The organism is Caballeronia sp. LZ034LL, from assembly GCF_031451215.1.
Taxonomy (GTDB): Bacteria; Pseudomonadota; Gammaproteobacteria; order Burkholderiales; family Burkholderiaceae; genus Caballeronia.
In genome coordinates this window covers 107,253-123,414 of the sequence record NZ_JARUXR010000004.1, presented here as the reverse complement: position 1 = coordinate 123,414, position 16,162 = coordinate 107,253, and the positions used below count along the sequence as shown (strand labels likewise).

The window sequence follows — 16,162 nt, the reverse complement described above, 5'->3', positions numbered from 1 at the left end:
GCGGCTCAGGCGTGAAAAACCGGCTCGCTCGCGACGCCTTCACTGATGCGCGTGATCGTCCCCTGTGCGACGGCGACCAACCGTTCAGCGCCGCCATCGGTGACGAATACATCGCACTGGCAGGTGGCCTGGGTCATGCCGGCATGCACGACGCGCGCACGGGCCATCAGCGTGCCGCTGACCGCCGGGCGCAAGTAGTTGATCTTGTATTCGCCTGTTACGACCTTCGGCCCCAGCCGCAGCGCGCCGGCGAAGGTCAGCGCGTTGTCCACGAGATAACTCACCACCCCGCCGTGTACGAAGCCATGTTGTTGCCTGAGTTCGTCCCTGATGGTCAGACACAGCGTGAGACTCGCTGAATCGACCTGCATCAGTTTGGTACCAAGCAAGGCGCTGAACGGTTGCGCATTCAGCGCACCGCGCGCGATATCGACTATTTCGGCCATTCGGACACTCCTTGGGTGGGTTCGGTGCCGTCCTGCAAAGACAATAGAAAGCGATCGCGCGCACTGCAAGAAACTCCTGCAAATATTGTGCAATGGAGCGTTCGGACCGCGTGACGCGCGGCTTAGACGATGCCCCGTCAAAGCCGCAGCGATCTCCGCATTCGCGTAGACAGCCGGTACCGCAAACGATTCAAGGTTTCCGAAGGCATTGCCGTAAACCCTCACTGTTCCCGCTCGGGCGGGTGTGATTTCGCAAATTCGGAGTGCGGGTGATGTTCGCAAGGATCAAGGTTTCAACGGGTTTGCTGGCGGTACTCGTGGTGTTCTGTCTCTTTCAGCTGGTCACCGAAGGGCTCGGTTTCTGGTCCCTCTCACGCACGCATGACGATGTCGGCAGTCTTTCCGACATCGCGCTCAAGCAGGTCAATGCAGTCAACCAGACCACGCAGCATCTGATGGATGCGCGTATCAACCTGTCTCGCGCCGGCACCCGCATGGTGCGCGGCGGCAGCGAGCCGACGGACATCGTGCAGCACGCGCGCGAACAGATCGCGGCGGCGGACAAGTCCTTCAACGCGTTCCTGAATGCGCCCAAGACGGGCGATGAGAACGTCGCACGCTCGACCGCGCTGCAAGGCAAGTACGCGGAGTATGCGAAGGCGCTGTCGGAGCTCGCCCAGTATCTCGACGCGGGCAACATCCAGGCGTTTCTGGATCAGCCCACGCAAGGCTTTCAGGACCACTATCTCGCGGAACAGCAAAATTTTGTCAATTTCGGCGATGAAGCCGGGCGCGCCTATCTCGCGTCAATCGACACGCGCTATGCATGGTTTCGCGCAGTTGGCATCGTGATTCTGGTGGCGCTCGTGGCCGGCATCGCGCTGACGCACGTGGCGCTGCGCCGTGGCGTGATCGCGCCGCTGGAGGAAGCGGGACGGCACTTCGAACGCATCGCGAACGGGCGTCTGGATGAACGCATCGAGCGCGGCGGCAACAACGAAATCGGCCGGCTGTTCGCCGGACTCGCGACGATGCAGGCGAGCGTCGCGAGCACGGTCAAGGCGGTGCGCGCGACGTCGGATTCGATCAACCTCGGCGCCGACGAAATCGCGAGCGGCAACGCCGATCTGTCCGCGCGCACCGAAAACCAGGCGGCCTCGCTGGAGGAAACGGCATCGAGCATGGAGGAGCTGACCGCCACGGTGCGGCAGAACGCCGAGCACGCGCGCGAGGCCAACACGCTGGCGGGTGAAGCGCTCCAGGCAACCTCGCGCGGTTCGAGCGTCGTGGATGATGTCGTCGAGAAGATGCGCGGCATCGCGTCCAGCTCGGACAAGATCGCGGAGATCATTTCCGTCATCGACGGTATTGCCTTCCAGACCAACATCCTCGCGCTGAACGCGGCCGTCGAGGCGGCGCGCGCGGGCGAACAGGGGCGCGGTTTCGCGGTCGTGGCCGGAGAAGTGCGCGGACTGGCGCAACGCTCGGCTCAGTCGGCGAAGGAAATCAAGGCGCTGATCGGCGAGTCGGTGGCGCAGGTGAGCGACGGCTCGATGCTCGTCGAACGCGCGGGCGCGGCCATGCGCGACGTGTCGGCGTCGATTTCACGCGTGACGCAGATGATGGCGGAGATCAGCGCGTCGTCGCTCGAACAGAGTGTCGGGATCGAGCAGGTCAACCAGGCCGTCACGCAGATGGACGAAATGACCCAGCAGAACGCCGCGCTCGTCGAGCAGGCGGCCGCCGCTGCGTCGTCGCTGCATGAGCAGACGCGGCAGCTCAAGGCGGCGGTGTCGGTGTTCCAGCTCGCCTGAGCCAGAGCCCCGAAGCCCGGAACGGGCCGCGTCCGTCAGTCAGTCAAGGCCGCGTATGACGTCGCGAGGTGATACGGCGTCGTCGACGGCATCTCGGCGCGAACGATCTCTCCCTGCGCCGAGCGGGCTTCTACCCAGCCCTTGTCATGCAGGAAGCGCGCGCCGAAGCGCGCGATCTGCTCGCCGGGCGCATCGCCGCGCGTGGCCAGCGCGCGCAGATGTTCGGTCTGGGCCCAGATGCGCTGGGTACCGTCGATCACGCGGCCGCTTTCGTCGATGGCCGCGCACACGCCGCCAGTCACCGAATCCACGCCGTGACGTTGTGCGAATTCGAAGGCGCGCACGAGTCCTTCGTTGAGCCCGGCCGCCTCGAACGCCTCGTGCCGGCTCCCCAGCGCCAGAAAATACCATTCGAATTGATGACCCGGCTCCAGCCGGTTGCCCGGTGCGCCCATCGGCAATTCGGCGATCGAGCCGCTCGGCGCATGCACGAACGCGTCAGCGACCGAGCGTGCGAGTTGCAGGAGCCGCCGGTCGTAGGCGGCGTCGCCAGTGGCTTCGCGCGCGGCGAGCCACGCTTCCGCGAGATGCATCAGCGGATTCTGCAACGGGGTTTCGAGCGTGGCGCCGAAGTCCTCGGCGAGCACCGCGTTCAGCAGATCGCCGCCGCTCGAAAAGCGCGCTTCGATCAGACGTGAGGTTTCGTCGAGCAGCGCGAACGCGTCGGCCGAGCCGCTGCGCTTCGCATAATGCGCGCACGCGAAGACTACGAATGCATGCGTGTAGAGATCCTTTTGGCGCTCGAGCGGCGCGCCGTTCGCGTCGACGCTGTAGAACCATCCACCATTTCGCCGGTCCAGAAAATAGTGTCGTAGCGCTTCGAATAGCGTGGCGGCATGCGCGAGGTCGCCGGCGTCCGTGAAAGCGAACAGTTGCCGCGCGCAGGCCATCGCGCGATACCGCTTGGGCGGCAGCGGCGCATGGTCGTGCGCCGCGACGGCTTCATACGCCAGGCCGAGCGCGGCGTTGAAGCCAGGACCGCGCCATATCGGCAGCACGACGTCCGCGTAATGCGCGCGCAGCGCGGCGGCGGAGTCCGGGCGCACTGCTTGCAGCGGCGATTGAGCATTGGACTGCGCGTTGGTTTGCTGATCCTGCATGGATAGACTCGGATGGACCCAGGGGACGCGCCCTTGCTCGAGGCGCGCAGCACGGAAGCATAGCAAACGAGCGTGGAGCCGACTCGTTCCCGTGACGGCACCTTAGGCTTTGGAAAAAAGAGGAGGTCACTAACATGCTGGGCAATATTGAAATCATCTCGCGGCTCGTGATGGCGGCGGCGCTCGGCAGCGTCATCGGCTTCGAGCGCGAAAGGCTCTCGTGGGCGGCGGGATTGCGTACGCACATGCTCGTGTGCGTCGGCTCGGCGCTGATCATGATCGTGTCGGCCTACGGTTTCGAGGAAGCCTTGAAGGGCGATCACGTCGTGCTCGATCCCTCGCGGGTCGCGGCACAGGTGGTGTCGGGCATCGGCTTTCTCGGCGCAGGCTCGATTCTCCTGCGCGGCGAGATCGTGCGCGGACTGACCACGGCGGCGAGCCTGTGGTCGGTGGCGGCCATCGGGCTGGCGGTGGGCGGCGGGCTGTACACGGCGTCGATCGCGGCGACGGCGATCATCCTCATCATTCTCGCGGGCATCAAGCCGCTGGAACGGCGCTTCATCAGCGTCAAGCAGCGCCGGCAACTGACGATGCTGGTCGAGCGCGGCTCGCTGACGTTTCATGGACTGCACGAAGCGCTAGGCCCCGGCAGCGTGCGCGTGAAGCAGTTCGTCGTCCAGCAGAGCGACGATTCGCCCGATCTCGATGAAGTGCGCGTGGAGCTGTCGCGTGCATCGTCGATGGAATATCGAGCGATCTGCGATCGCTTGCGGCATCTCGACGTCGTGCGCGAATTTCGCGAGGACGATGCCAGCTAATTTGCCTGAGGGATGCAGACGGCGCTCCGCCGCGTGAGACAATGCGGCCTCTCGAAGAATTCGCCGCGACCGCCGGACCGCCGTGCGTCCAGGGCCGCGGCCTTTCGAACCTATGCCAGATTCCGCTGCAAACAAAACGCCTGACCCGCTCCCGGGCGACGCCGCCGGACGCGCCGTTCCGCGACAGGAGCCTGAGCCGCCGGTCAGACACGACGGCGTCGACCTCGAAAAGAAACTCGCCCGCGCGGCGCGCTCCGCGCAGCGTCTCGCGCAACTGAGCGATGGCGCGCGCAATGGCGAAACGCTCGACCTGTTCGCCGAAGACGCCGAGCGCGCGCATCTTCAGGCACTGAATACCGACATCCGTCAGGGCACGTTCGAAGGCTTCGAGCTGCCTGAGGTGTTTCTCGCCGCGGTGCAGTCGAATCACGCGGTGTCGCCGTCCGAGGCGGCCGCGAAACGGGCGTCGAAGACGAACGTGGCGCCGGTCGAACCGGTGCAAGGTCTCTTCCAGGACGAAGCGCCGCCGTCTCCTTCCAGCGATAGCGACGGCACGGAGCCCGTGAAATCCTGCGCGCTCGCCGCCGCCGTGCCGCGCGCGGCGAGCGTGAGTTGCGTTGCGCTCGACGAGCACGGCGCCGGCGAGGCGTCGCAGCCGGTGCAATCTTCCGAAGCGCCTGTCGAGATGCCGCTGCAGGTTAAGGCCGGCGCCGAGCCTGAGCTTGACCGTGCGCGTGCCGCGGCGTTCGCCGACACGGTGGACGCGCTTCATGCCGTGATGATCGAACAGCGCATGTCAGCGACCGCGCACGCGCGCCGGATGAAGACGATGTTGTCGATCATCGTCTGCGTGATGCTCGTGACGGTGGCGACCGGCATCGTGCAAACGGTGCTGCTGGTGCACATGGGCCGCGACGGCAAATTGCAGCAGGACCGCATGGAGCAGCTGATGCTCAACCAGCAGGCGACGCTTGCCTCTCTTTTCGATACCGATTCGGACACCGTCAGCCTGCGCCACAACGCGTATGCGCGCGATCCGTACGACGGCAATGCCTCGCCGGTCCAGCCGGTGAGCGCGGTCAGCCCGCAGTCCGCGCCCGGAAAGCACGCGCGTTCGGCGCACCATCACGCCGGTTCGACGGCACACTGATCCACTGCCTTCTTGCTTCATCGGCATGCACTGCGGCGGCGTGTCGCGTTTTCGCGCGTTCAGACGCCGAAAGGCGGTCGCACGGGCGTTCGCGGACTGTCCCCACATTCGGGCACGCGCAACCACGCCCTCAAATCGGTAAAATGTAGAAAAACTACAACAAATTTCTTCAAAAATGCTGCGTCGCACTAGAAATGAATAAGGGCAAACCCTATAATGCGTGCTAAGGGAAAACCCTTTAACGCTAACCGGAGCCAGACATGAGCTACCTCTTCGCCCTGCTGCAAAAATTTGTTTCGCTGTTCGAATCGCCGAACCTTCCGCTGGATAAAGACTACTCGTATCAAGCACGTTTCCGTGATTCGGAGCGTCAGCGCAAGGCACGCGGCACGGCTTTCGGCATTCGCCTGTAATGCGTCGCTGACGGCGGCGCGGGAAACACAACACAAGCAACATACGACGGCCCTCTGCCGTACGACCCGCCCGCCAAGTCACCGCTTCATGTAGTTTTTCTAGCATCTTCTCGCCGTTCCCCATGCGCCTCCTGCGCGCAATCGCATCGTCTCTCCTTTCGTCTGTCTGACGTCTACCCGGCAACTCGCCTGCATCGTCAACACGCATCCGGACTTGTCCTGACGCGACACGCAAAAATACCCGAGCAGTTTCATGCCGCTGGCGGCAAAGCCTTATCCAGCAAGGTCCCGACGAGCATTGAGACCATTCGGCCTTATTCCAGTGTCGTATTTCCACATGTGCCTGTCGCAATTAGTCGGCTGACGTGACTTTTTTCTGGCAACTATGTATGCACAGCGCGGACGCACGTCCGCCCCGCCAGGAGAGACTCGATGAATTCCCCCAAAGTGGTAGTCGAGGGACTGTGCAAGGTTTTCGGCAACAGTCCCAAGCAAGCGCTCGACATGCTGGCCGGCGGTGCGACGAAGGAAGAAGTCTTCAAGCGCACCGGGCAGATCGTCGGCGTCCATAACGTCTCGTTCGACGTCCAGGAAGGCGAAATTTTCGTGCTGATGGGCCTCTCAGGCTCCGGCAAATCCACCCTGATCCGCCTCATCAACCGGCTCGTCGAACCGACCGCCGGCAAAGTGCTGATCGACGGCCGCGACGTGGCCGCCGTGCGCCGCTCGGAACTCACCGAACTGCGCCGCAAGGACATGAGCATGGTGTTCCAGTCCTTTGCACTGATGCCGCAGCGCACTGTTCTTTCCAACGCCGCATTCGGCCTCGAGGTCGCGGGCGTCGGCAAGAAGGAGCGCGAAACACGGGCGATGACCGTGCTCGAACAAGTCGGCCTCGCGCCGTTCGCCCAAAAGTTGCCTGCGCAACTATCGGGCGGCATGCAGCAGCGCGTGGGACTGGCGCGCGCGCTGGCGGTGAATCCCTCGCTGATGATCATGGACGAGGCCTTCTCCGCGCTCGATCCGCTCAAGCGCAAGGAGATGCAGAACGTGCTGCTCGATCTCCAACGCGAGCAGCGCCGCACGATCCTGTTCGTGTCGCACGATCTCGAAGAGGCGATGCGCATCGGTACGCGCATCGCGATCATGGAGGGCGGCCGCGTGGTGCAGATCGGCACGCCGCAGGAAATCATCACCAACCCCGCCGACGACTACGTGGAGGCCTTCTTCGAGGGCATCGACACGAGCCGCTATCTGACGGCGGGCGATCTCATGCAGACCGACGCCGTGCCGCTCATCAAGCATGCGCCGCAGATCGACGCGTCGAGCGTGGCGGCGACGCTCAACGGCAGCGCGGACTACGCGTTCGTGATGGACGGCGAGCGCCGCATTCGCGGTTTCGTCGGCCGCGACGGCAATGGCAATGCGGTGCCGCAGATCAATCCCATCGAGTGCATTGAGCGCGGCATGGCTCTCGACGATGTCGTGAACCGCGTGGTTGCGAGTCCGGCGCCGCTGCCGGTCGTCGATGCCGACGGCTTCTATTGCGGTTCGATCAACAAGGCCAACGTTCTGAAGGTCCTTACGCACCATCGAGGTTCCCATGTCTGAAATCATTCCGCTTGGCAGTTGGGTGGACCACGGCGTCCACTATCTCCTCGATCACGACGCGAAGACCTTCGATTCGATCGGCAAGGTCATCGAAACCTTCGCCGCGGCAGTCGAGCATGGCCTGCAGGCCATTCCGATGTGGCTGATGATCGCCATCTTCGTGGGCATTGGCCTGTGGCGGGTCGGCTGGCGGTTCGCGGCGTTCGTGCTGGCCGCGCTGCTGCTGATCTACGCGACCAACTTCTGGGATCAGATGGTCATTACGCTGGGCCTCACGTTGTCATCGACCTTCATCAGCCTGCTGCTCGGCATTCCGCTCGGCATCTGGACTTCGAAGAGCCGGACGGTCGAGATGATCGTGCGTCCGGTGCTCGACCTGATGCAGACCATGCCGGCGTTCGTCTATCTGATTCCGGCAGCGATGCTGTTTGGCCTGGGCCGCGTGCCGGGGATTCTCGCCACCGTGATCTTCGCGATGCCGCCTGCCGTGCGTCTCACGTCGCTGGGCATCAAGCATGTGAACCGCGAGATCGTGGAAGCCGGCCAGGCCTTCGGCTGCACGCCGTGGCAGCTGCTCTACAAGGTGCAGGTCCCGAACGCGCTGCCGTCGATCATGACCGGCGTGAACCAGACCATCATGATGGCGTTGTCGATGGTGATCATTGCGTCGATGGTGGGCGCCGGCGGTCTCGGCAACGACGTGCTGGCGTCGATCCAGCGCCTCGACATCGGCCTGGGCTTCGAGAGCGGCTTGTCCGTGGTGTTGCTGGCGATCATCCTGGACCGCATCACGGAAAGCTTCGGCCGCTCGCCCGGCATGGCGCGCGCTCCGTTGTTCGCCGGTCTCAAGAGCGTGATGAAAGTGCGCCGCACGCCGGCGACCCAACAAAGCTGAGAGGCTGGTGCATGAAGCGCGACGCGATCGTCCCGGCGGCTGTGGATTCACCGTTGTCCAATCTCGCGCACTTCGGCTTCGTGACGCTTCCGAACTTCTCGATGATCGCATTCACGAGCGCGGTCGAGGTGTTGCGCATGGCCAATTACGTGGGCCGTGCGCAGCATTATCGATGGTCGATCATCACGCCGGACGGCGAACCCGCGCGCGCCAGCAACGGCATCACGGTCAAGCCGGCCACGACGATCGACGAAACCGGCATGCCCGATGTGCTGATCGTCTGCGGGGGCTGGCAGGTCGCCGATTACGTCGACGACAAGGTGATCGGCCTTCTGCAGCGCGCGCATGAGGCGGGCATTCCGCTGGGCGGCATCTGCACCGGGCCGTACGCCTTGCTGGCCGCGAAGCTGCTGGACGGCTATCGCTGCACGCTGCACTGGGAAGACATGTCGCCGGTCAACAAGCGCTTCCCGCACGTGCGTTTCGCTGACGAACTGTTCGTGATCGATCGGGACAGACTGACCTGCACGGGCGGCACCGCGCCGCTCGACCTGATGCTCAATCTCGTCGGCATGCGGCTGGGGCAGGCGCATGCGGCGCAGGTATCGGAACAGTTCATCGTCGAACGGATACGCGGCTCGACGGACTATCAGCACATTCCCGTCGATGCCCGCGTGGGCTTCTCGCGCGCCGAACTCGTGGAAGTGGTGCGGCTGATGGAGGCGAACATCGAAGAGCCGCTCTCGCTCGAAGAGCTTGCGCGGCTCGTGCATCTGTCGCAGCGGCACTTGCAGCGCATGTTCAAGATGTTCCTCAGCGTCTCGCCGACGCATTACTACCTCACGCTGCGGCTGCGTCGCGCGCGCGAATTGTTGCGCAACACGGATGCGTCGATTGCACGTGTGACGAGCGTGTGCGGATTTCATTCGCCTTGTCACTTCAGCAAGGCGTATCGCGCGCAGTTCGGGCATGCGCCCAGCGTGGAGCGGCGGCTCTCGGCCTAGCGCGTCCATTGTCTGAATTATTCTGTTCCGCGCCGGTTCGTGACGGGCCGCGCGCGGGCTGACTTGCGTCCTGATGAAGCTGAGAGAGAGGAAAAACATGAAGCGTTTGTGGATCGCGTCGCTCGCTGCGGCGATGCTGGCGGGTGTGAGCGTGGCGCACGCGGCCGAGCCTGCGGCGTGCAGGAACGTGCGCTTTGCCGATGTCGGCTGGACCGATATCGCGGCGACGACCGGACTCGCATCGACGATCCTGCAGGGCCTCGGCTACAACCCGACGAAGACGATCGCCTCGGTGCCGATCACGTTCGCGGGCGTGAAGAGCAAGCAGATCGACGTGTTCCTCGGCTACTGGTCGCCGACGATGGATCCGATCATCGATCCGTTCAGGAAGAACAATCAGGTGAAGGTGCTGGCGACGCCGAATCTCACGGGCGCGAAGTACACGCTGGCGGTGCCGGACTATGCGTATCAGGCGGGCATTCGCAACTTCAACGATATCGCGAAGAACTACGACAAGCTCGACGGCAAGATCTATGGCATCGAGCCGGGCAATGATGGCAATGCGCTGATCAAGAAGATGATCGATTCGAATCAGTATGGACTTGGCAAGTTCAAGCTGGTGGAATCGAGCGAGGCGGGCATGCTGGTCGAGGTGAATCGCGCGATTCGCGAGAAGAAGCCGATCGTATTTTTGGGCTGGGAGCCGCACCCGATGAACGTGCAGATGAAGATCGACTATCTCTCGGGCGGCGATGAGGTCTTTGGTCCCAATTATGGCGAGGCCAAGGTGCTGACCGTGACGCCGACGGATTACGATTCGCGTTGTCCGAATGTCGCGAAGCTGGTTTCCAATCTGCAGTTCACGACGGATATCGAGAATCACGTGATGCTGCCGATCATGAACAAGACCGATGCGAACAAGGCGGCGCGCGAGTGGCTGAAGGCCAATCCGACGGTGCTGGACAAGTGGCTTGCGGGTGTGAAGACGTTCGACGGGAAGGACGGGCTGCCGGCGGTGAAGGCTTATGTAGCGGGGGCGAATTGAGTTACAGGGCTTTGTTGGCCTTGATGTCGAAGGCGGCAGTGACCGCGCCCATGCTGCCGCCTTGAGCGTTTTGCACGACGTATTCCTGTTTTATTTTCGCGAAGGACAGGCCGACGCTTTCGATGGCGTAGCCGGCGTCGGCGGATGGGTGGACCTTCGTGATCAGCACGTCTTCCATGGTGATCCGGAAGTATTCGAGGGCCGTGCCGCCGGCCTTGCGCATGATGAGTTCCGCTTTGGGTATGTGCTTGCCGGTGGCGCTGTAGAGGAACAGGTTGGGCGATGCGCGGTCGATCTCGTGCTTGAATTCGAGGCCGGAGAAGGATGCTTTGCCGGAGCCTCCGCCTGAATTGACGTGCATCGAGGAGGGTTGGGAGACGGTCCATTCCCAGAAGATCACCTGAATGGCTTTGGGATGGGTTTTGTCCTGCGATTCGCCGTCGATGCCCTGGAGTTTGAGGAGGATGTCGGAGTGCATGGTGGTGGGGTTTAGGGTGATTGGAAGGGGGGTTATTGACGTCGGCTGCGGACGATGCGGGTGATCAAGCGGTAGGCCAGCCATAGGGCCAGGGCTGAGAAGATCCAGCTGAGGACCAGGGCGAAGAGGCCGCAGAAGGCGCCGATGGTGTCAGGATCCTTTTCATCGCTATAACCAAATGCATCCAGTGCGAATCTGACGATCCTATAAATCCATAGCGGACACCCTTGAGCGTGAGCATCGATATAACGAAAGACAACGATGCCGAGTTCGTACGACAGTATGAGCCAGAGCGATATGAGAAGGGCTTGGCGGAGCAAGCGCTTCGTTGTGAAATGGTCAAGCTTGCCCATCGCCAATTTCTGAGCGACTGCGAACGATTCGGACGATCAATCGATACCCGATCAGCAAGACCATCGCCACGAATATGCAGCAGAGGACTAGCGCGAAGAGGGCACACAAGGCGCCGATAGTCTCAGGCTCCTGCACGTCTTGGTAACCGAAAATCTTGAGCGCAAAGCGAACAGTCCATTCAATCCATCCCGGCGCCTCTTCAACGCGCGTGTTGAGGTATCTAAAAAGGAAGACGCCGAGTTTGTACGAAAGTACTAGCCAAAGTGAGACCTGAAGGGCTAGCCAGAGGATTCGTTTCATCGAACTTCCACTACACCGTAGGCCTTATGCGGTGAGCCCGGGATAGAAACAGTCGGTGGACCCGAACGGATGAATTTTCTCAGTCTCTCGAAATCCTTTTCGTCCACAACGGTAATGCACCCCTCACTCAAACCGCCGAAACCGTTTGGATGCAGTCTGAAACTGCCACGCGTGACTCCATTGACAATGGTCTCGTCGCCGGTTTTGGGATTCCACAGGGTGAACCACTTAGCATGGTCGTTGCCAAACCCGTATTTCGCCACTAGGTCACGAGTTCGTCCCAAGCGACCGCCTGCCTGTCGATCGATTATGTAGTAGCGATCAGGCGGAATTGGCCCAATGCCTTGAAGCGCAACAGCGTCAGGATTGTCTCGACCAATATCTTTGCCCGAATAAGCCTCAATGGAACCAAAGCCTGTGCACTCGAGGTCGGAGAAAACCTGTCGATTGAGTTTGAATACACAGCTGACTGGCATTGATTTTCCAAGAACGCGTTGAAGAGATGCCAAACACTGGAGTACGAAAAGTTAGCGGTGGATTACCGTTCAGTGTGAAAACTTATGTAATAAATCGAGAAATGACACGTGTCTAATGCTACCAACGGCAACACTTATTAGGAGCTGACAGTCATCATCGGCGATTTGCTGTTTCGGCGCACGGTTTCAAATCAGTCGGCAACTAGAGTGCACCAATACGCATGGGAAGTCTGGCTTATCAACTATTCTGAATGACTCGAACAATCGATCGAAAAATAAGTAGCAAGGTCATTGCCACGAAAATGCGGCAGAGCACGAGCGCGAACAGGCCGCAAGCGGAGCCGACGGTTTCCGGATCCCGCACATCACTGTAGCCGAATGAATCGAGTGCAAAACGCACGCTCCGTTCGATCCATTCCGGGCACGCTTCAATATGGGCGTCGATATAACGGAGAAGGAAGATGCCCAACTTGTAGGAAAGAAAGAACCATAGCGAAATCAAGCCTATCGTCTTTAGAGTGCGCCTTCTCTTCATGCCGCTTATTCGAGTCTCTTTTTTTCACTGACATCCGCAATCCCTTTCGTAAAAGCGCACAACGCCAGCGCAGTGAGGAAGACGTGCCAGCCCCAGAGATTGAATATGCCGTCGATTCGGGCGAGTGCGGGTGATCTCGTGTCGTAGCGCATGGTTACTCTGTCGCCTACCTGGAACTTGCGCCACGTACTGCTTCCCGCGACCGAAAGGCGCTCGCCGGTGACGGTGGTAAATGCAACGTCGGGCTTATGATTTCCCGCGCGCAGACGAAGCACCACGCCCTCAGCAGTTTGCGAATGCCGATACCAGTCGATTTCCGGATGTAGAAATGGCAGTTGTATGAGCAATACGACTGCTCCCGCAAGCAATGGCCCGAATCGAAGACGTCTTGTTGTCACGCTGCGTCCGACCCGAGCATACACAGGGTATAGTCGAAAATGCTGTCTCCAAGCTTCGCGAAACATGGAAGGTTGTAAATCAAAAAAGGCCTACGATCAACAGAAGGGAGGGTACGGATTGCCACGAGCAGCACGCAATCCGCCTCACCTGAAACCCCTCAAAGTTGGTAATCCTCCTCAGCTTGTAGTCGCTCCCTTGCGTTGCCGCCTGCGACGCCAGAATCTGCAAGCCAGCACATAGGCTGCACTCAACATAACCCCCACCACAATCCAGCTGGCCACGAACGTAGCCAAGTTGGCGATTGTGGATATATCTTCGGGATCGCTGACGTCCGAATGCGTAAGCTCAATCCCGAAGCGAATGGTGTCATCCAGCCAGTCTGGCATCTCTGGCGTTTGCCGGATGATGAAGACCGCCAGCCAGATGCCCGCGCGATAAGTGAGGCCGATAAAAATCAAAGCCAGTGTGACCCTGAACAGAACTCGCCTCATCTCACTTCAACCGTGCCATATGAATTAAGGGTCGTGCCGGGAATCTGAATCTGTCCGGGCGTCTTCCGGATGAAACGTTGAAGATATTCAAATTCAGCAGAATTGACGACGGTGATACAACCTTCGCTGAGTCTGCGATCGCCAGCCGGGTGAAGCCGGAAAAGCCCACGCTTTATGCCGTTTATCATCGTGGTGTCGCCAGTTCGAGGATTCCAAAGCGCGAACCATTTCGAGTGATCGGTCGAGCCCATAGCTTCGGCGATCCAGTCACGCGCGAAGCCGAGCGTGCCCCCGGATTGACGGTCGATCAGGTAGTAGACTCCAGGTGGTATTGGTCCGATTCGGGGCCTGTCGCTTAGCTGCGGATTGTCGCGACCTTCCAGCCTGCCAGAAAACGCCTCGACAGTTCCATAGCCATCACACACGAGCGTTGAAGTTTCCTTGCCATTGAGCGTGAAAGTGCACCATACCGGCATCCGCAGGCTCCTCAAATGTGAGCGAACACAAGAAGAAACCAAACAGTACCGCTATCCCGTCTTCCAATGCATGGCATTTTGTAAAACAAAAATGCCCCCGATCAACAAAATCGAGGGCATATAAGACTGCCATCAACAACAAGCAAATCGCCCTAACTCCGATAATCCGTCCTCGCCCCACCTTCAATCATCCTCAACGCCGCTTCCCACTGCATGCGCGTAATCCCCTCCGATTCATCCCTCCGATATTGCGAAGCCGTCACTTCGCAAACCTTCTCCGAAGGCCAGTTCAATTCCCCGCCTCCCGCCAGCGCCCGGAGTTGAATCTCACAAGCCCGTTCAAGAAAATACATCTCCTGAAACGCCTCCGGAATCGACTTCCCGCAGGTCAGCAATCCATGATTGCGCAGGATCATCGCGTTATGCGAACCCAGATCATTCACCAGCCGATCCCGCTCGGCCAGATCCAGCGCAATCCCTTCATAGTCGTGATAAGCCAGATGCCCGTAATACTTCAACGCATGCTGGCTGATCGGCAGCAGGCCGCGCTTCTGTGCCGATACCCCCGCACCCGCCGCCGTGTGCGTATGCACGACGCACGCCACATCGTGACGCGCCATGTGAATGGCCGAATGAATCGTGAAGCCCGCCGGGTTCACGCGATAGCGCTCCGGGTCGTCGCGGGCGCCGGGCTCGACCGGCCGTCCTTCGCTGTCGATGCGCACCAGGTCCGACGCGCGCATCTCGTCGAACAGCACGCCATAGCGGTTGATCAGAAAGTGATGGTCCGATCCCGGCACGCGCGCACTGATGTGCGTGAAGATCATGTCGGTCCAGCGAAAATGCCCGATCACGCGATAGAGCGCCGCAAGATCGCAACGTACCTGCCATTCTTCCTGCGAGTATCCGTGAGTCGCCATGCCGTTCCTCCTTGGTGTGATGAGCCGCGGAAAACGTGAACCAAGTACTCTGACGGCGCTCTACAGCGCCTGGGCGCGGCCCGGGAAAGTCTCGTCGTAATCCATCGATTGCTCGGCGGCCTCCGCGTTCTGTGAACCGCCTTGCTCGCGATACATCATCGGCGGCACGCCGAACTGCTTGCGAAACTCGCGGCCGAGATGCGAGGCATCCGAGAAGCCGCAGCTCGACGCGATATCGGCCACCGTCTTGTCCGAACTCGTCAGCAGCCATGCCGCCGTGCGCAGCCGCACCTGCTTCGCATACGCTTGCGGCGCCTTGCCCGTCTCCGCCTTGAAAAGACGCTCGAGCTGGCGCGTCGACATGTCGAGCTTGTGGGCCAGTTCGTCCAGCGTCAACGAACGCCCGACGTGCTGTTCCATCAGCAGGATCGCACGTTTGACTTTCGGATGCGTCGCCGGCGCGAGACCGGGCGGATGCGGCTGCGGCGCGTTGCCTTTCTGCATGTCGTCGACGAGCAGGATGCGCAACGCCTTTTGCACCGTCGCCGTCTCGAAGTGGCGCAGCAGAATGGCCGCGGCCACGTCGATGGAAGCGCGCCCGCCCGAACACGTGATGCGCCGCCGGTCGATCACGAACAGCCGGTCCGCGACCAGCGCCTGTTCATCCGCATGCGGAAAGCGCTCGACGAAGTCCCAGTAGTGAAACCAGCTCACGCAGATGCGGTGTCCTTCGAGCACGCCGGCGCGCATCATCGAGAACACGCCCGTACACATGCCGACGATGGTCGCATCCGCCGCGGCTGCGCGGCGGATGAACTGCAGCGTGGCATCGCTCGTCGCCGGACCGGAATGCAGCAGGCCGCCGACCACCACCACGTAGTCGAACGGCTCGGCTTGCTCATAGGTTTCCCACGGCGTGATCTGGATGCCGCAGCTTGCGCGGACCGGCGCCAGCGTCTCGCCGATCACGCTCCAGGAGCAGCGCACCGGGCGGCTGAAGTCGCCTTCGTCGGCGGAGAGGCGCAACAGGTCGACGAAACCGGAGAACGCGGTCAGCGTGAAGTTCGGCAGCAGGATGATGCCGAAGCGGATACGCGATTTCGATTGACCGTCGATGGACAGCGGTGGAAGGGACTCTGCGGGGTTCATGCGCGTGACGTGCGGCGGCTCGAAGTTATCCGGCGAGCATATCACTCGCGCGCGGCGCGCGGCACCCGCGTCAGAAAACGCGCAGGCCGCTCCGGAACCTAGGGATTACACCGATGCACGCGCGCTGACGCCGCCATCCCATTTCGACGGCGTTTTTGTTCTATCGAGTCTTTTTGCGGTTTGGTGCAATGAGCGCCATACCGAAAGCACGCACGCGCCCGTCGCGCC

At 61.2% G+C, this 16,162-nt stretch carries 20 protein-coding genes; 8 read left to right on the top strand and 12 right to left on the bottom strand.

From position 1 onward, the window contains the following. Positions 1–5: 5 nt before the first annotated feature. Positions 6–446 carry a PaaI family thioesterase gene (locus tag QCE83_RS27950; protein WP_309818974.1) on the bottom strand — a complete coding sequence of 147 codons (441 nt, stop codon included), beginning with the start codon at positions 444–446 and terminating at the stop codon, positions 6–8. Between the two features lie 272 nt (positions 447–718). Between QCE83_RS27950 and QCE83_RS27945 the strand changes: the two genes are divergently transcribed. Beyond that, positions 719–2,260 (top strand): methyl-accepting chemotaxis protein, encoded by a 1,542-nt coding sequence (locus QCE83_RS27945; RefSeq protein ID WP_309818972.1) that lies wholly within the window; start codon positions 719–721, stop codon positions 2,258–2,260. A gap of 35 nt (positions 2,261–2,295) precedes the next feature. On the opposite strand, the gene QCE83_RS27940 is transcribed toward QCE83_RS27945, so the two are convergent. Then, positions 2,296–3,420, bottom strand: a complete 1,125-nt coding sequence (locus tag QCE83_RS27940; protein ID WP_309818970.1) for an AGE family epimerase/isomerase — start codon at positions 3,418–3,420, stop codon at positions 2,296–2,298. 134 nt (positions 3,421–3,554) lie between these two features. Here QCE83_RS27940 and QCE83_RS27935 point away from each other — a divergent pair, with 134 nt between their 5' ends. From QCE83_RS27935 to QCE83_RS27905, 7 genes are all read left to right on the top strand, one after another. Next, the gene (locus QCE83_RS27935; RefSeq protein WP_309818968.1) at positions 3,555–4,238 is read left to right on the top strand and encodes an MgtC/SapB family protein; all 684 of its coding nucleotides are present in this window, start codon (positions 3,555–3,557) and stop codon (positions 4,236–4,238) included. Between the two features lie 112 nt (positions 4,239–4,350). Continuing rightward, a complete protein-coding gene (locus QCE83_RS27930; protein WP_309818967.1) occupies positions 4,351–5,388 on the top strand; it encodes a hypothetical protein in 1,038 nt (345 codons plus the stop codon). A gap of 260 nt (positions 5,389–5,648) precedes the next feature. Continuing rightward, a complete protein-coding gene (locus QCE83_RS27925; RefSeq protein WP_309818966.1) occupies positions 5,649–5,801 on the top strand; it encodes a hypothetical protein in 153 nt (50 codons plus the stop codon). A gap of 432 nt (positions 5,802–6,233) precedes the next feature. Beyond that, positions 6,234–7,412 (top strand): glycine betaine/L-proline ABC transporter ATP-binding protein, encoded by a 1,179-nt coding sequence (locus tag QCE83_RS27920; protein WP_309818964.1) that lies wholly within the window; start codon positions 6,234–6,236, stop codon positions 7,410–7,412. Beyond that, positions 7,405–8,307: a choline ABC transporter permease subunit gene (gene choW, locus QCE83_RS27915; RefSeq protein ID WP_309818962.1), complete on the top strand. Its 903-nt coding sequence runs from the start codon at positions 7,405–7,407 to the stop codon at positions 8,305–8,307. Before QCE83_RS27920 ends, choW begins: the two co-directional genes overlap by 8 nt. 11 nt (positions 8,308–8,318) lie before the next feature. After that, positions 8,319–9,311 (top strand): GlxA family transcriptional regulator, encoded by a 993-nt coding sequence (locus tag QCE83_RS27910; protein ID WP_309818960.1) that lies wholly within the window; start codon positions 8,319–8,321, stop codon positions 9,309–9,311. Between the two features lie 97 nt (positions 9,312–9,408). Beyond that, complete coding sequence (locus QCE83_RS27905; protein ID WP_309818958.1) at positions 9,409–10,356, top strand: choline ABC transporter substrate-binding protein; 948 nt, start codon at positions 9,409–9,411, stop codon at positions 10,354–10,356. A gap of 1 nt (position 10,357) precedes the next feature. Here the strand turns inward: QCE83_RS27905 and QCE83_RS27900 are convergent, their stop codons facing one another. The 10 genes from QCE83_RS27900 to QCE83_RS27855 form a co-directional block, all read right to left on the bottom strand. Next, positions 10,358–10,834, bottom strand: a complete 477-nt coding sequence (locus QCE83_RS27900; RefSeq protein WP_309818955.1) for a type VI secretion system tube protein Hcp — start codon at positions 10,832–10,834, stop codon at positions 10,358–10,360. Positions 10,835–10,866: 32 nt separating this feature from the next. Continuing rightward, on the bottom strand, positions 10,867–11,187 hold the full coding sequence (locus tag QCE83_RS27895; protein ID WP_309818954.1) for a hypothetical protein: 321 nt from the start codon (positions 11,185–11,187) through the stop codon (positions 10,867–10,869). Next, a complete protein-coding gene (locus tag QCE83_RS27890; protein WP_309818952.1) occupies positions 11,174–11,488 on the bottom strand; it encodes a hypothetical protein in 315 nt (104 codons plus the stop codon). The genes QCE83_RS27895 and QCE83_RS27890 overlap by 14 nt, the downstream gene beginning before the upstream one ends. Beyond that, on the bottom strand, positions 11,485–11,964 hold the full coding sequence (locus QCE83_RS27885) for a DUF2778 domain-containing protein (RefSeq protein ID WP_309818950.1): 480 nt from the start codon (positions 11,962–11,964) through the stop codon (positions 11,485–11,487). The genes QCE83_RS27890 and QCE83_RS27885 overlap by 4 nt, the downstream gene beginning before the upstream one ends. Positions 11,965–12,202: 238 nt before the next feature. Next, on the bottom strand, positions 12,203–12,499 hold the full coding sequence (locus tag QCE83_RS27880; protein WP_309818947.1) for a hypothetical protein: 297 nt from the start codon (positions 12,497–12,499) through the stop codon (positions 12,203–12,205). Between the two features lie 5 nt (positions 12,500–12,504). Next, positions 12,505–12,963 carry a DUF3592 domain-containing protein gene (locus tag QCE83_RS27875; protein ID WP_309818945.1) on the bottom strand — a complete coding sequence of 153 codons (459 nt, stop codon included), beginning with the start codon at positions 12,961–12,963 and terminating at the stop codon, positions 12,505–12,507. A gap of 111 nt (positions 12,964–13,074) precedes the next feature. After that, complete coding sequence (locus QCE83_RS27870; protein ID WP_309818943.1) at positions 13,075–13,389, bottom strand: hypothetical protein; 315 nt, start codon at positions 13,387–13,389, stop codon at positions 13,075–13,077. After that, positions 13,386–13,865, bottom strand: coding sequence for a DUF2778 domain-containing protein (locus QCE83_RS27865; protein ID WP_309818941.1), 480 nt, complete (start codon positions 13,863–13,865; stop codon positions 13,386–13,388). Before QCE83_RS27865 ends, QCE83_RS27870 begins: the two co-directional genes overlap by 4 nt. 152 nt (positions 13,866–14,017) lie before the next feature. Next, the gene (locus QCE83_RS27860) at positions 14,018–14,785 is read right to left on the bottom strand and encodes a class II aldolase/adducin family protein (RefSeq protein ID WP_309818939.1); all 768 of its coding nucleotides are present in this window, start codon (positions 14,783–14,785) and stop codon (positions 14,018–14,020) included. A 60-nt stretch (positions 14,786–14,845) separates the two neighbouring features. After that, a complete protein-coding gene (locus QCE83_RS27855; RefSeq protein ID WP_309818937.1) occupies positions 14,846–15,934 on the bottom strand; it encodes a GlxA family transcriptional regulator in 1,089 nt (362 codons plus the stop codon). Between the last annotated feature and the right edge of the window lie 228 nt (positions 15,935–16,162).